The organism is Streptomyces sp. NPDC034084 (assembly GCF_055575535.1).
Map to the genome: position 1 here is coordinate 698098 of NZ_JBVISK010000004.1, position 12150 is coordinate 710247.

Below are 12150 nucleotides of genomic sequence, written 5' to 3' on the forward strand. Positions count from 1 at the left end.
CCATCACGCCCCCGAGCTCTCGGCTCCGCTCGAGCAGGGGGGACCCCCTTGTCCCGGCACAGGAGTACGACAACCATGGCCAACGCACCGGTCCAGCGCATGTCCCAGTTGATGGCGAAGACGCTGCGCGACGACCCGGCGGACGCCGAGGTCCTCAGCCACAAGCTCCTCGTCCGCGCCGGCTACGTCCGCCGCACCGCCGCCGGCATCTGGAGCTGGCTGCCCCTCGGCAAGAAGGTCCTCTCCAACGTCGAGCGCATCGTCCGCGAGGAGATGGACGCCATCGGCGCGCAGGAGGTCTCCCTGCCCGCGCTGCTGCCCCGCGAGCCGTACGAGGCGACCGGCCGCTGGGACGAGTACGGCGCCGAGCTCTTCCGCCTCCAGGACCGCAAGGGCGGCGACTACCTCCTCGGCCCCACGCACGAGGAGATCTTCACCCTCCTGGTGAAGGACCAGTGCTCGTCCTACAAGGACCTGCCGGTCATCCTGTACCAGATCCAGACGAAGTTCCGCGACGAGGCCCGGCCCCGCGCCGGCATCCTGCGCGGCCGCGAGTTCCTGATGAAGGACTCGTACTCCTTCGACACCGAGGACGAGGGCCTCGCCCAGTCCTACGCCCTGCACCGCCAGGCGTACGAGCGCGTCTTCGAGCGCCTCGGCCTCGACTACCGCATCGTCGCCGCCACCGCCGGCGCCATGGGCGGCTCGAAGTCCGAGGAGTTCCTCGCCCCGGCCGAGGCCGGCGAGGACACCTTCGCCGACTGCCCGAACTGCGACTTCGCGGCCAACACCGAGGCGGTCTCCTACGAGCTGCGGCCGGTCGACGGCTCCGGCGTCGCGGCGGCCGAGGAGATCCCCACCCCCGACACCCCGACGATCGAGACCCTCGCGGCCTCCCTCGGCGTGCCGGCCTCCGCGACCCTCAAGAACCTCCTGGTGAAGGTCGACGGCGAGATCGTCGCCGTCGGCGTCCCCGGCGACCGCGAGGTCGACCTCGGCAAGGTCGAGGAGCACTTCGCCCCCGCGACCGTCGAGATGGTGACCGAGGCCGACTTCGCGGGCCGCCCCGACCTCGTCCGCGGCTACGTCGGCCCCCAGGGACTCGACAAGGTGACGTACGTCGCCGACCCGCGCGTCGCCCCCGGCACCTCCTGGATCACGGGCGCCAACAAGGAGGGCACGCACACGAAGAACGTCGTCGCGGGACGTGACTTCGAGGTCGACGCGTACGTCGACGTCGTCGTGGTCGAGGAGGGCGACCCGTGCCCCAGGTGCGGCACCGGCCTGAAGCTGGACCGCGCCATCGAGATCGGCCACATCTTCCAGCTGGGCCGCAAGTACGCCGACGCCCTCAAGCTCGACGTCCTCGGCCAGAACGGCAAGCCCGTCCGCGTGACCATGGGCTCGTACGGCATCGGCGTCTCCCGCGCGGTCGCGGCCCTCGCCGAGCAGACCGCCGACGAGAAGGGCCTGTGCTGGCCCGCCGAGGTCGCCCCGGCCGACGTCCACGTCGTGGCGGCGGGCAAGGCGCTCCAGACGGAGTTGGCCCTCGAGGTCTCGGAGAAGCTCTCCGCGGCCGGCCTCCGCGTCCTGGTCGACGACCGCGCGGGCGTCTCCCCGGGCGTCAAGTTCACCGACGCGGAGCTCATGGGCGTCCCGAAGATCCTCGTCGCGGGCCGCCGGGCGGGGGAGGGCGTAGTGGAACTGAAGGACCGCCGCACGGGCGCCCGCGAGGAACTCACGGTGGAAGAGGCCCTCGCCACCCTGACGGCCTGACCGCCGGCCCCCGTACGGGCGGCGCCCACCGCCCGTGCGGGGGCCGCGCCCGCGGGGGGCGGTGGCCCCGCCCACACGCCCCGTCTGCCCCGCGCTCGCCGGGGCGGTGCCCCCCCCGCCATGTGGGCAGGCGTCCCGCAGGGCGGGACGGGTGGGCACACGGGACGGCGCCCCTTGCCGGGCCCAGGCTTCCGTGCCTGGACCCGCATCCGGCGTGCGGGCTTCGCTCGAGCGGGGGACCCCCATCGCCGTGCGGAACGCCTGCCCGCAACCGGGCCCGGCCCGGTCGCGCCCCGCAACCCCGGCGCCCCGCAACCCGGCGCCGCCCGCAAGCGTCAGGTCGAGGGCTCCCGGGGCGTCGGTTCGACCGACGTGCCCGTCAGGTCCTCGATCGCGCCCTCCGCCGCCGCCCGGCCCATCAGGTACGCCTCGCCGGGCGGCACCGGCGGCACCTCCGGCAGTGACTGTGCCGCCTCCGCCGGCGTCGCGCGCTCCAGGAACCGCAGCAGTTCGACCGGAATCGGCAGCACCAGCGTCGAGTTCTTCTCGGCGGACACCGCCATCACCGTCTGCAGCAGCCGAAGCTGCAGCGCCGCCGGCTGGCCCGACATCACCCCCGCCGCCTCCGCCAGCTTCTTCGACGCCTGGAGCTCCGCGTCCGCGTTGATCACCCGCGCCCGCCGCTCCCGGTCCGCCTCCGCCTGCCGGGCCATCGAGCGCTTCATCGTCTCCGGCAGCGACACGTCCTTGATCTCGACCCGGTCGATCGCGACGCCCCAGCCCATCGCCGGGCTGTCGAGCATCAGCTCCAGACCCTGGTTGAGCTTCTCCCGGTTGGACAGCAGATCGTCGAGGTCGCTCTTGCCGATGATCGACCGCAGCGAGGTCTGCGCCATCTGCGAGACCGCGAACTTGTAGTCCTCGACCCGCACCACCGCGTCCGCCGGGTCGACGACCTTGAAGTACACGACCGCGTCCACCCGCACCGTCACGTTGTCCCGGGTGATGCCCTCCTGCGCGGGCACCGGCATCGTGACGATCTGCATGTTCACCTTGTGCAGGCGGTCGACGAACGGAACGATCATCGTGAAGCCGGGGCCGCGGACGTCACGGCGCAGCCGGCCGAAGCGGAAGACCACGCCGCGCTCGTACTGCTTCACGACGCGGGCCGCCGCGCCCGCGTACACCGCGACCGCCGCAGCCGCGCCGGCCGCCGCCACCAGCAGCTCTTCGATCATCACGGCTCCCTGCGTCGAGCCGAACAAGTACAAAAAGGGTATTCCCCTACAGCCAGCTCGCGAACTCGAGGAGCAGCTCGGCGTCCTGCCGACGTCCCGCCGTCAGCGCCCGCGTCCCCGACTCGACCGCGCGGAACAGGGTCCAGCCGCGCAGACGCTCCCGGTCCAGGTCCAGGGAGTCGGCGAGCTTGTTGACCCGCCGCCGGGCGGCCGAGGCGCCCGAGGACGCTGCCACCAGGTCCTCGACCCGGTCCCGTACGAGCCGAGCGAGGTCATAGGCGCGCTCGCCCACCAGTGGCTCGGGGCCGACCGCCAGCCAGGGCGTCCGGTCGCCGGCGAGCACTTTGCCCTGCCGGAAGTTCCCGTGCAGCAGCACCGTCTCCGTGTCCGCGGCCACCAGCTCCTCGCGGGCCGCGAGCGCCGCCGCCGTCAGTTCCCCGGCCGCCGGGTCCGTGCGGTACGGCTCCATGGCCTCCGCCTGCCGGGCCGTCCGCTCCGCCGCCGTCTCGAAGCGGTGCCCGGCCGGGGGCTCGACCCACAGCTTCCGTACGGTGCCCGCCGCCTCCAGGAGGGCCTTCGCCTCCGGCAGGGAGCGCAGGGAGACCTCGGGGTGCAGCCGCTCCAGGACGAGCGCGCCCTCCCCGGCCTCGTCGAGGAGCTGGACCGCGCCCCAGCCGTTCCAGTGCGCGAGCGCGTCCCGCTCCAGGTCGGGCCGGGCGAACGGGGGTGCGATCTTGAGCGCGGCGGGGGAGCCGCCGGGTTGCCGGACGAGCACGACGAGGCTGCTCCGCCCGCCGGGGGCCATCACCCGCTCGGTGTCCAGGGACGCGTGGGCGAGCGCCCGCTCGGCGAGCTCGGGCAGCGTCCCGAGCCACGCGGCCGCCGCGGCGTCCCCGTACGTCTCACCGAGCGTCCTGGCCAGTCGCTGCGGCGGTTCGAAACCCATGCGTGCGTTGTTCCTTCGGTCGGGGCGGGACGCGGTCGTGGCGGGACCAGGGCCTTATCCGGTCCTGCTCCCCCGGATCGGCCCTACCCGCTCGGCGAGCCCAGGAAAGGTTACGTCGCTGCCGCGCCAGCGGACGGCCCGTACCGCCGCCTCCCGGAGCGCGGCGGCGGCCTCGCCCCGCGCGGGGCCCTCGGTGGCCCGTACGAGGTCGGAGTACACCCCGGCCACCCGGTCCTCCAGGACCACCGCGAGCCGCACCGCGCCGGCCGGGTCCGCGACCCGGAACGGCAGCTCGTACGCGGCCTCCGCCGCCACCGGCGTCCCGCCGAGGTCCCGCACGGCCCGGCGCAGCGCGTCCCGCCGCGCCTTGTGCGCCTCGTACGCGGCGGTGGCCTCGGGCCGCCGCTCGGTGCCGATCCGGCCGCCGACCACCCCGTACCCGTACACCGCGGCGTGCTCGGCGGCCAGCGCGGCCTGGGTCGCGTCGAGGGCGCTCATGCCCGCGCTCCTTCGGTCAGCAGGTAGGCGTGGGCGGCGCCCGAGGCCGCCACCGAGGCGAGCAGCCGGGCGTACTCGGGCGGGGCGGTGAGCAGGGCGGCCGTGTGGCCGTCGGAGGCGGTTCGCTCGGCGGCGGCGAGCTCCGTGAGGGCGGCCCGGGGGTCGGCCGCCACCCGGACGGGCGCGGGGGAGGCCGTGGGCTTCGCGGTGGCGGGAGCGGACGGTTCCGCGGCGGGCCGCACCGTCGTCCCGCCCTCGCCGAGGGCCTCCGTGTGCGCGGCCACCGCGTGCCGCAGCGGGGTCAGCCGGGGGGCCAGGGCGGGGTGGGCGGCGAGCATCGCGTCGTAACGTTCCAGCAGGTCGCGGGCGACGGTCACCGACCGCAGCCGCAGGGCGGCCTCGGCGCGCGCCACCCGTTCGGCCTCCAGCCGGGCGGCGCTCGGCCGCCGGGCCTGCTCGCCGGGTGAGGAGGTGCAGCCCGCGAGGGCGGTCACGCCCGCCGCCGCACCCGCCACGAGGAGTGCGCGTCTGCCCGTCGTCGTCACGCCTTCTCCCTCGGCTGCCGTCCGTCGTCGAAGATCGTCGAGATCACCGCAGGCGAGCGTACCCGCGGGCCCCGGGGCGATGGACGGCAACACCCTCCCGGACCGGATACCCTTTGGTCTGACACGCGACGAAACCACAACAGCACACGCGGCCGAGGAGTCACCCGGATGAGCACCACCCAGAGCGACAGGCTGCGCGGACTCGTGGAGCCGCTCGTCGCCGCGAAGGACCTGGATCTGGAAGAGATCGAGGTGTCCCGGGCCGGCCGCCGCGGACTGCTGCGGATCGTCGTCGATTCGGACGAGGGCGTGGAGCTGGACGTCTGCGCCGAGCTGAGCCGCGCGATCTCCGAGAAGCTCGACGAGACCGACGCGATGGGCGAGGGCGAGTACGTCCTCGAAGTCAGCTCCCCGGGCGCCGACCGCCCCCTGACCGAGCACCGCCACTACGTGCGCGCCACCGGCCGCCTGGTGAAGCTCCAGCTCGCCGAGGGCGAGGACCTGGTCGCGCGCATCCTCGCCGTGGACGAGGACGGCCTCGACATGGAGGTGCCGGGTGTGAAGGGGCGCAAGCCCACCGCCCGGCGGGTCGCTTTCGCCGACATCGCCAAGGCGCGTGTCGAGATCGAGTTCAACCGCAAGGACAAGAAGGAAGAGGAGGCGTAGCCGTGGACATCGACGTGAAGCTTCTGAAGGGCTTGGCGCAGGAGAAGGAAATCTCCTTCGAGATGCTGGTCGAGGCGATCGAGTCGGCCCTCCTCATCGCGTACCACCGGACCCCGGACGCCCGCCGCCACGCGCGCGTGGAGCTGAACCGGGCCACCGGTCACGTGACGGTGTGGGCGAAGGAGGACCCCTCCGAGCTGGAGGAGGGCCAGGAGCCCAAGGACTTCGACGACACCCCGTCGGACTTCGGCCGGATCGCGGCGAGCACCGCCCGCCAGGTCATCCAGCAGCGGCTGCGGGACGCCGAGAACGACGTGACCTTCGGCGAGTACGCCCGCCGCGAGGGCGATGTCGTCGCCGGTGTAGTGCAGCAGGGCAAGGACCCGAAGAACGTCCTCGTCCGGCTGGACGACAAGCTGGAGGCCATCCTTCCGGTGCAGGAGCAGGTGCCGGGCGAGGAGTACACGCACGGTCTGCGGCTGCGCACGTACGTCGTCCGGGTGGCGAAGGGTGTCCGCGGTCCGTCCGTCACCCTCTCGCGCACCCACCCCAACCTGGTGAAGAAGCTCTTCGCCCTGGAGGTGCCGGAGATCGCCGACGGCTCGGTCGAGATCGCGGCCATCGCCCGTGAGGCCGGTCACCGCACCAAGATCGCCGTCCGTTCCACCCGTTCGGGCCTGAACCCCAAGGGCGCCTGCATCGGCCCCATGGGCAGCCGCGTCCGCAACGTGATGGCGGAGCTGCTCGGCGAGAAGATCGACATCGTCGACTGGTCGGACGACCCGGCCGAGATGGTGGCGAACGCGCTCTCTCCGGCGCGGGTCTCGAAGGTCGAGGTCGTCGACATGGCGGCCCGTTCCGCGCGCGTGACGGTGCCGGACTACCAGCTGTCGCTGGCGATCGGCAAGGAGGGCCAGAACGCCCGCCTCGCCGCGCGTCTCACCGGCTGGCGGATCGACATCCGTCCGGACACGGAGCAGGCCGAGCCGCAGGACTGAGATCGTTTTTGGCCAACAACTGTTCGATTCTTGCCCCAAACGGGTGGGGTCGGTACGGGGAGGTAGACTTAAGCGTGTCTGGCCGGACGCATGCCTGCGCGTGCCCTGAGCGAACCTGTGTGGGATGCCGGGAGCGAGCGGCCAAGAGCGATCTGCTGCGGATCGTGGTGAACAAGGACGAGTGCGTTCCTGATCATCGCGGTACGCTGCCCGGCCGGGGTGCTTACCTGCACCCCGCCGTGGTCTGTCTCGACCTGGCGGTCCGTCGCCGGGCCTTTCCGAGGGCCTTCAAGGTCCAGGGACCGCTCGACACGGAGGCACTCCGCCACCATGTCGAGCAAGCGGCACCGCAGTGAAGAAAGAAGTACGGCACGGAACACCGTGCGGTCAGGTACCTCGCGAGTTGGAAGTAGGTCGAGATTGCGATGAGCACTCGATGAGTACGCGATGAGTACGCCCATGAAGTAGCGACGGTCCGGCGGTAACCGGACCTCACAAAGGAGCAAAGTGGCTAAGGTCCGGGTATACGAACTCGCCAAGGAGTTCGGCGTGGAGAGCAAGGTCGTCATGGCCAAGCTCCAAGAACTCGGTGAATTCGTCCGTTCGGCGTCCTCGACGATCGAGGCGCCGGTCGTGCGCAAGTTGACTGACGCTTTGCAGGGTCCCGGCGGCAACGCCGGCAAGACCGCTGCCAAGCCCGGCGCGCCCCGCAAGGCAGCGCCCTCCCCCGCCGCGCCGAAGCCGGCGTCGGCATCCGCCGCGCCGTCCCCGGCGCAGGCTGCTCGTCCCGCCGCCCCGAAGCCTGGCGCGCCCACCCCGGCGCCCAAGCCCGCGGCTGCGGAGAAGCCCGCGACGCCGGCTCCCGCCGCGCGTCCCACCCCGGGTCCGAAGCCCGCGGCCGCGCCGAAGCCGGCGCCGGCCTCCCCGGCTCCGACGACCCCGGAGTTCACCGCGCCTCCGTCGGCTCCCGCCGCCGGTCAGCAGCGTCCCGCCGGCGCGACCCCGGGCCCCCGCCCGGCCGCCCGTCCGGGCCAGCAGGCGCCCCGCCCGCAGGGCCAGGGTGCTGCGCGCCCCGGCGGCCAGCAGGCCCCCCGTCCGGGCGGTTCCCGTCCGGCCGGTCCCCGTCCGGGCAACAACCCCTTCACCTCGGGTGGCTCCACCGGCATGGCGCGTCCGCAGACGCCCCGTCCGGGTGGTGGCGCTCCCCGTCCCGGCGGCCCCGGTGCCGTTCCGGGCGCCCCGCGTCCGCAGGGTGGCCCCGGTGGCGCCCCGCGTCCGCAGGGTCAGGGCGGTGCCCGTCCCACCCCCGGTGGCATGCCTCGTCCGCAGGCTCCCCGTCCGGGCGGCGCGCCCGGCGGTAACCGTCCGAACCCGGGCATGATGCCGCAGCGTCCCGCTGCAGGCCCGCGTCCCGGTCCCGGCGGCCGTGGTCCCGGTGGCCCCGGCGGCCGTCCGGGTGGTCCCGGCGGTGGCGGCGGCGGTCGTCCCGGCTTCACCGGTCGTCCGGCCGGTCCCGGCGGTGGCGGCGGCGGCTTCGCCGGTCGTCCCGGTGGTCCCGGTGGCGGCGGCGGTCGTCCGGGTGGTCCCGGCGGCGGTGGCGGCGGCTTCGGCGGTCGTCCCGGTGGCTTCGGTGGCCGTCCCGGCGGTCCGGGTGCCCGTGGTGGCACGCAGGGCGCCTTCGGTCGCCCCGGCGGTCCCGCGCGTCGTGGTCGCAAGTCGAAGCGTCAGAGGCGCCAGGAGTACGAGGCCATGCAGGCCCCGTCCGTGGGCGGCGTGATGCTGCCTCGCGGCAACGGCGACACCATTCGCCTGTCGCGCGGTGCGTCCCTCACCGACTTCGCCGAGAAGATCGGCGCCAACCCGGCGTCGCTCGTCGCGGTGATGATGAACCTCGGCGAGATGGTCACGGCCACGCAGTCCGTGTCCGACGACACGCTGCAGATGCTCGGCGACGAGATGAACTACCAGGTTCAGATCGTCTCGCCGGAGGAAGAGGACCGCGAGCTCCTCGAGTCCTTCGACATCGAGTTCGGCGAGGACGAGGGCGGCGAAGAGGCTCTGGTCTCCCGTCCGCCGGTCGTCACCGTCATGGGTCACGTCGACCACGGCAAGACCCGACTTCTCGACGCGATCCGCAAGACGAACGTCGTCGCGGGCGAGGCCGGTGGCATCACCCAGCACATCGGTGCCTACCAGGTCGGCACCGAGGTCAACGGCGAAGAGCGTCGCATCACCTTCATCGACACCCCGGGTCACGAGGCGTTCACCGCCATGCGTGCCCGTGGTGCGAAGTCGACCGACATCGCGATCCTCGTGGTCGCGGCCAACGACGGCGTCATGCCGCAGACGATCGAGGCGCTCAACCACGCCAAGGCCGCCGGCGTCCCGATCGTCGTCGCGGTCAACAAGATCGACGTCGAGGGCGCGGACCCGACCAAGGTCCGTGGTCAGCTGACCGAGTTCGGTCTGGTGGCCGAGGAGTACGGCGGCGACACGATGTTCGTCGACATCTCCGCCAAGCAGGGTCTGCACATCGACTCCCTGCTGGAGGCCGTGGTCCTCACCGCGGACGCCTCGCTCGACCTGCGGGCCAACCCGAACCAGGACGCGCAGGGCATCGCGATCGAGTCCCACCTCGACCGTGGTCGTGGTGCGGTCTCGACCGTCCTGGTCCAGCGCGGAACGCTGCGCATCGGCGACACCGTGGTGGTCGGCGACGCGTACGGCCGTGTCCGGGCGATGCTCGACGACAAGGGCAACAACGTCGAGGAGGCGACTCCGTCGACTCCCGTCCTCGTCCTGGGTCTCACCAACGTCCCGGGTGCCGGCGACAACCTCCTGGTCGTCGACGAGGACCGTACGGCCCGCCAGATCGCCGAGAAGCGCGCTGCGCGTGAGCGCAACGCCGCCTTCGCCAAGCGCGTCCGCCGGGTGTCCCTCGAGGACCTCGACAAGGTGCTCAAGGCCGGTCTCGTCCAGGAACTCAACCTCATCATCAAGGGCGACGCGTCCGGTGCGGTCGAGGCCCTCGAGGCCTCGCTGCTCCAGCTCGACGTCGGCGAAGAGGTCGACATCCGCGTCCTGCACCGCGGTGTGGGTGCGGTCACCGAGTCGGACATCGACCTGGCCATGGGCTCCGACGCCATCGTCATCGGCTACAACGTCCGTGCGGCCGGCCGCGCCGCGCAGATGGCGGAGCGCGAGGGCGTCGACGTCCGGTACTACTCGGTCATCTACCAGGCGATCGAGGAGATCGAGGCGGCGCTCAAGGGCCTCCTCAAGCCGGAGTACGAAGAGGTCGAGCTCGGCACGGCGGAGATCCGCGAGGTCTTCCGCTCGTCCAAGCTGGGCAACATCGCCGGTGTCCTCATCCGCTCCGGCGAGGTCAAGCGCAACACCAAGGCGCGCCTCGTCCGCGACGGCAAGGTCATCGCCGAGGACCTCACGATCCACGGTCTGCGCCGCTTCAAGGACGACGTCACCGAGATCCGCGAAGGCTTCGAGGGCGGTATCAACCTCGGAAACTTCAACGACATCAAGATCGACGACGTCATCGCGACGTACGAGATGCGCGAGAAGCCGCGCGCCTGATCGCGTCCGATCGCAGCACTGAGTCGGGGCCGGTCGGCGGAAGTTATTCCGTCGATCGGCCCCGGCCGTTGCGTGTACGGTTCTGGTGTCCCTGCCAAGCGACGGCGTGGCAGGCCACCGAACCCGAACCGGCGGGACATCCGGCACCACATGTACGTGGGGACTCTGTCCTTCGACCTGCTCCTCGGCGACGTTCATTCGCTCAAGGAGAAACGCTCCGTCGTCCGGCCCATCGTCGCCGAGCTCCAGCGCAAGTTCTCCGTGAGCGCGGCCGAGGTGGGCGACCAGGACCTTCACCGCAGGGCCCTGCTGGGCGTCGCGCTGGTGTCCGGGGACCCGGGGTTCGTATCGGACGTGCTCGACCGCTGTGAGCGGCTCGTCGCCGCACGTCCCGAGGTGGAGCTGCTTTCGGTGCGCCGCAGGCTCCACACTGATGAAGACTGATTTGAGCAAGGCAAAGAAGGAGAAGGACCAGTGGCCGACAACGCGCGGGCGAAGAAGCTGGCAGACCTCATCCGGGAGGTGGTCGCCGAGAAGCTGCAGCGCGGCATCAAGGACCCCCGCCTGGGTACGCACGTGACCATCACGGACACCCGCGTCACCGGTGACCTGCGGGAGGCCACGGTCTTCTACACGGTCTACGGCGACGACGAGGAGCGCGCGAGCGCCGCGGCCGGCCTGGAGAGCGCCAAGGGCATCCTCCGTTCGGCCGTGGGCCGGGCGGCGGGGACCAAGTTCACCCCGACCCTGACCTTCGTGGCCGACGCCCTCCCGGAGAACGCCAAGACGATCGAGGACCTCCTCGACAAGGCGCGGGCCTCGGACGCCCAGGTGCGGGAGGCGTCCTCGGGCGCCGCCTTCGCCGGCGAGGCCGACCCGTACAAGAAGCCGGGCGAGGACGAAGCCGCCGAATGAGCACCGCACAGAAGACGCCCGACGGGCTTGTCATCGTCGACAAGCCGTCGGGCTTCACTTCGCACGACGTCGTGGCCAAGATGCGCGGGATCGCCAGGACCCGGCGCGTCGGCCACGCCGGCACGCTCGACCCCATGGCCACGGGCGTCCTCGTCCTCGGCGTGGAGCGGGCGACCAAGCTCCTCGGTCACCTCGCGCTGACCGAGAAGGAATATCTGGGCACCATCCGCCTGGGCCAGACGACGATCACCGACGACGCCGAGGGCGAGATCACGGCGTCGGTCGACGCTTCGAAGGTCACCCGGGAGCAGATCGACGCGGGTGTCGCCGAGCTGACCGGCGCCATCATGCAGGTGCCGTCGAAGGTCTCCGCGATCAAGATCGACGGCAAGCGGTCGTACGCGCGCGTGCGCGGCGGCGAGGAGTTCGAGATCCCGGCCCGGCCGGTCACCGTCTCCTCCTTCCGGGTGTACGACGTCCGCGAGGCGACGGCCGAGGACGGCACCCCCGTCGTCGACCTGGTCGTCTCCGTGGTCTGCTCGTCCGGTACGTACATCCGGGCGCTCGCCCGGGACCTCGGCGCGGGTCTCGGCGTCGGCGGCCATCTGACCGCCCTGCGCCGCACCCGGGTCGGCCCGTACAAGCTCGACTCGGCGAAGACGCTCGACCAGCTCCAGGAGGAGCTCACGGTCATGCCGGTCGCCGAGGCGGCCGAGGCGGCGTTCCCGCGCTGGGACGTCGACGAGAAGCGGGCCAGGCTGCTGCTCAACGGCGTCCGCCTGGAGATGCCGGAGTACCCGAAGGGGCCCGTAGCGGTCTTCGGACCCGAGGGCGGGCTGCTCGCGCTGGTGGAGGGCCAGCGGGGGAAGGCCAAGAGCCTGGCGGTCTTCGGCTGAGCCGACGGTTCTCGGTTCAGTCGTGGGGGGGAAAAGGGAGGGGGGGTGGCGCCCAAGATTTTGCCCCACGTTCTCCCGGAG

The 12150-nt window shown here is 72.3% G+C and carries 12 protein-coding genes; 8 read left to right on the plus strand and 4 right to left on the minus strand.

Going from position 1 to position 12150, the window contains the following annotated elements:
* Positions 1–75 precede the first annotated feature (75 nt).
* Positions 76–1776: a proline--tRNA ligase gene (locus ACZ51I_RS18310; RefSeq protein WP_468876751.1), complete on the plus strand. Its 1701-nt coding sequence runs from the start codon at positions 76–78 to the stop codon at positions 1774–1776.
* 335 nt (positions 1777–2111) lie between these two features.
* Here ACZ51I_RS18310 and ACZ51I_RS18315 read toward each other — a convergent pair whose 3' ends face one another.
* The 4 genes from ACZ51I_RS18315 to ACZ51I_RS18330 are packed head-to-tail and all read right to left on the minus strand — an operon-like array spanning position 2112 to position 5003.
* Positions 2112–3014 (minus strand): slipin family protein, encoded by a 903-nt coding sequence (locus tag ACZ51I_RS18315; protein ID WP_468876753.1) that lies wholly within the window; start codon positions 3012–3014, stop codon positions 2112–2114.
* A gap of 46 nt (positions 3015–3060) precedes the next feature.
* Entirely contained in the window at positions 3061–3960 is a 900-nt protein-coding gene (locus ACZ51I_RS18320) for an aminoglycoside phosphotransferase family protein (protein WP_468876755.1), read from the minus strand.
* A gap of 54 nt (positions 3961–4014) precedes the next feature.
* The gene (locus ACZ51I_RS18325; RefSeq protein WP_468876757.1) at positions 4015–4458 is read right to left on the minus strand and encodes a ferritin-like domain-containing protein; all 444 of its coding nucleotides are present in this window, start codon (positions 4456–4458) and stop codon (positions 4015–4017) included.
* Positions 4455–5003, minus strand: a complete 549-nt coding sequence (locus ACZ51I_RS18330; RefSeq protein ID WP_468876758.1) for a hypothetical protein — start codon at positions 5001–5003, stop codon at positions 4455–4457. Before ACZ51I_RS18330 ends, ACZ51I_RS18325 begins: the two co-directional genes overlap by 4 nt.
* 168 nt (positions 5004–5171) lie before the next feature.
* Here ACZ51I_RS18330 and rimP point away from each other — a divergent pair, with 168 nt between their 5' ends.
* The 7 genes from rimP (at position 5172) to truB (ending at position 12069) form a co-directional block, all read left to right on the plus strand.
* Entirely contained in the window at positions 5172–5669 is a 498-nt protein-coding gene (gene rimP, locus ACZ51I_RS18335; RefSeq protein WP_468876760.1) for a ribosome maturation factor RimP, read from the plus strand.
* A 2-nt stretch (positions 5670–5671) separates the two neighbouring features.
* A complete protein-coding gene (gene nusA / locus ACZ51I_RS18340; protein WP_468876762.1) occupies positions 5672–6667 on the plus strand; it encodes a transcription termination factor NusA in 996 nt (331 codons plus the stop codon).
* A 74-nt stretch (positions 6668–6741) separates the two neighbouring features.
* Positions 6742–7023, plus strand: a complete 282-nt coding sequence (locus ACZ51I_RS18345; RefSeq protein WP_078908518.1) for a YlxR family protein — start codon at positions 6742–6744, stop codon at positions 7021–7023.
* 151 nt (positions 7024–7174) lie between these two features.
* The gene (gene infB / locus ACZ51I_RS18350; protein ID WP_468876764.1) at positions 7175–10258 is read left to right on the plus strand and encodes a translation initiation factor IF-2; all 3084 of its coding nucleotides are present in this window, start codon (positions 7175–7177) and stop codon (positions 10256–10258) included.
* Between the two features lie 150 nt (positions 10259–10408).
* Positions 10409–10702, plus strand: coding sequence for a DUF503 domain-containing protein (locus ACZ51I_RS18355; RefSeq protein ID WP_125746257.1), 294 nt, complete (start codon positions 10409–10411; stop codon positions 10700–10702).
* A gap of 30 nt (positions 10703–10732) precedes the next feature.
* Positions 10733–11173: a 30S ribosome-binding factor RbfA gene (gene rbfA, locus ACZ51I_RS18360; RefSeq protein WP_329850685.1), complete on the plus strand. Its 441-nt coding sequence runs from the start codon at positions 10733–10735 to the stop codon at positions 11171–11173.
* Positions 11170–12069 carry a tRNA pseudouridine(55) synthase TruB gene (gene truB / locus ACZ51I_RS18365; RefSeq protein WP_468876767.1) on the plus strand — a complete coding sequence of 300 codons (900 nt, stop codon included), beginning with the start codon at positions 11170–11172 and terminating at the stop codon, positions 12067–12069. Before rbfA ends, truB begins: the two co-directional genes overlap by 4 nt.
* Positions 12070–12150: the final 81 nt, after the last annotated feature.

What these genes read in the sequence shown, in the direction of transcription:
- ACZ51I_RS18310 (WP_468876751.1), top strand. Translation starts at nt 76, where the DNA reads ATGGCCAACGCACCGGTCCAGCGCATGTCCCAGTTGATGGCGAAGACG.
- ACZ51I_RS18315 (WP_468876753.1), bottom strand. Translation starts at nt 3,014, where the DNA reads ATGATCGAAGAGCTGCTGGTGGCGGCGGCCGGCGCGGCTGCGGCGGTC.
- ACZ51I_RS18320 (WP_468876755.1), bottom strand. Translation starts at nt 3,960, where the DNA reads ATGGGTTTCGAACCGCCGCAGCGACTGGCCAGGACGCTCGGTGAGACG.
- ACZ51I_RS18325 (WP_468876757.1), bottom strand. Translation starts at nt 4,458, where the DNA reads ATGAGCGCCCTCGACGCGACCCAGGCCGCGCTGGCCGCCGAGCACGCC.
- rimP (WP_468876760.1), top strand. Translation starts at nt 5,172, where the DNA reads ATGAGCACCACCCAGAGCGACAGGCTGCGCGGACTCGTGGAGCCGCTC.
- ACZ51I_RS18355 (WP_125746257.1), top strand. Translation starts at nt 10,409, where the DNA reads ATGTACGTGGGGACTCTGTCCTTCGACCTGCTCCTCGGCGACGTTCAT.
- truB (WP_468876767.1), top strand. Translation starts at nt 11,170, where the DNA reads ATGAGCACCGCACAGAAGACGCCCGACGGGCTTGTCATCGTCGACAAG.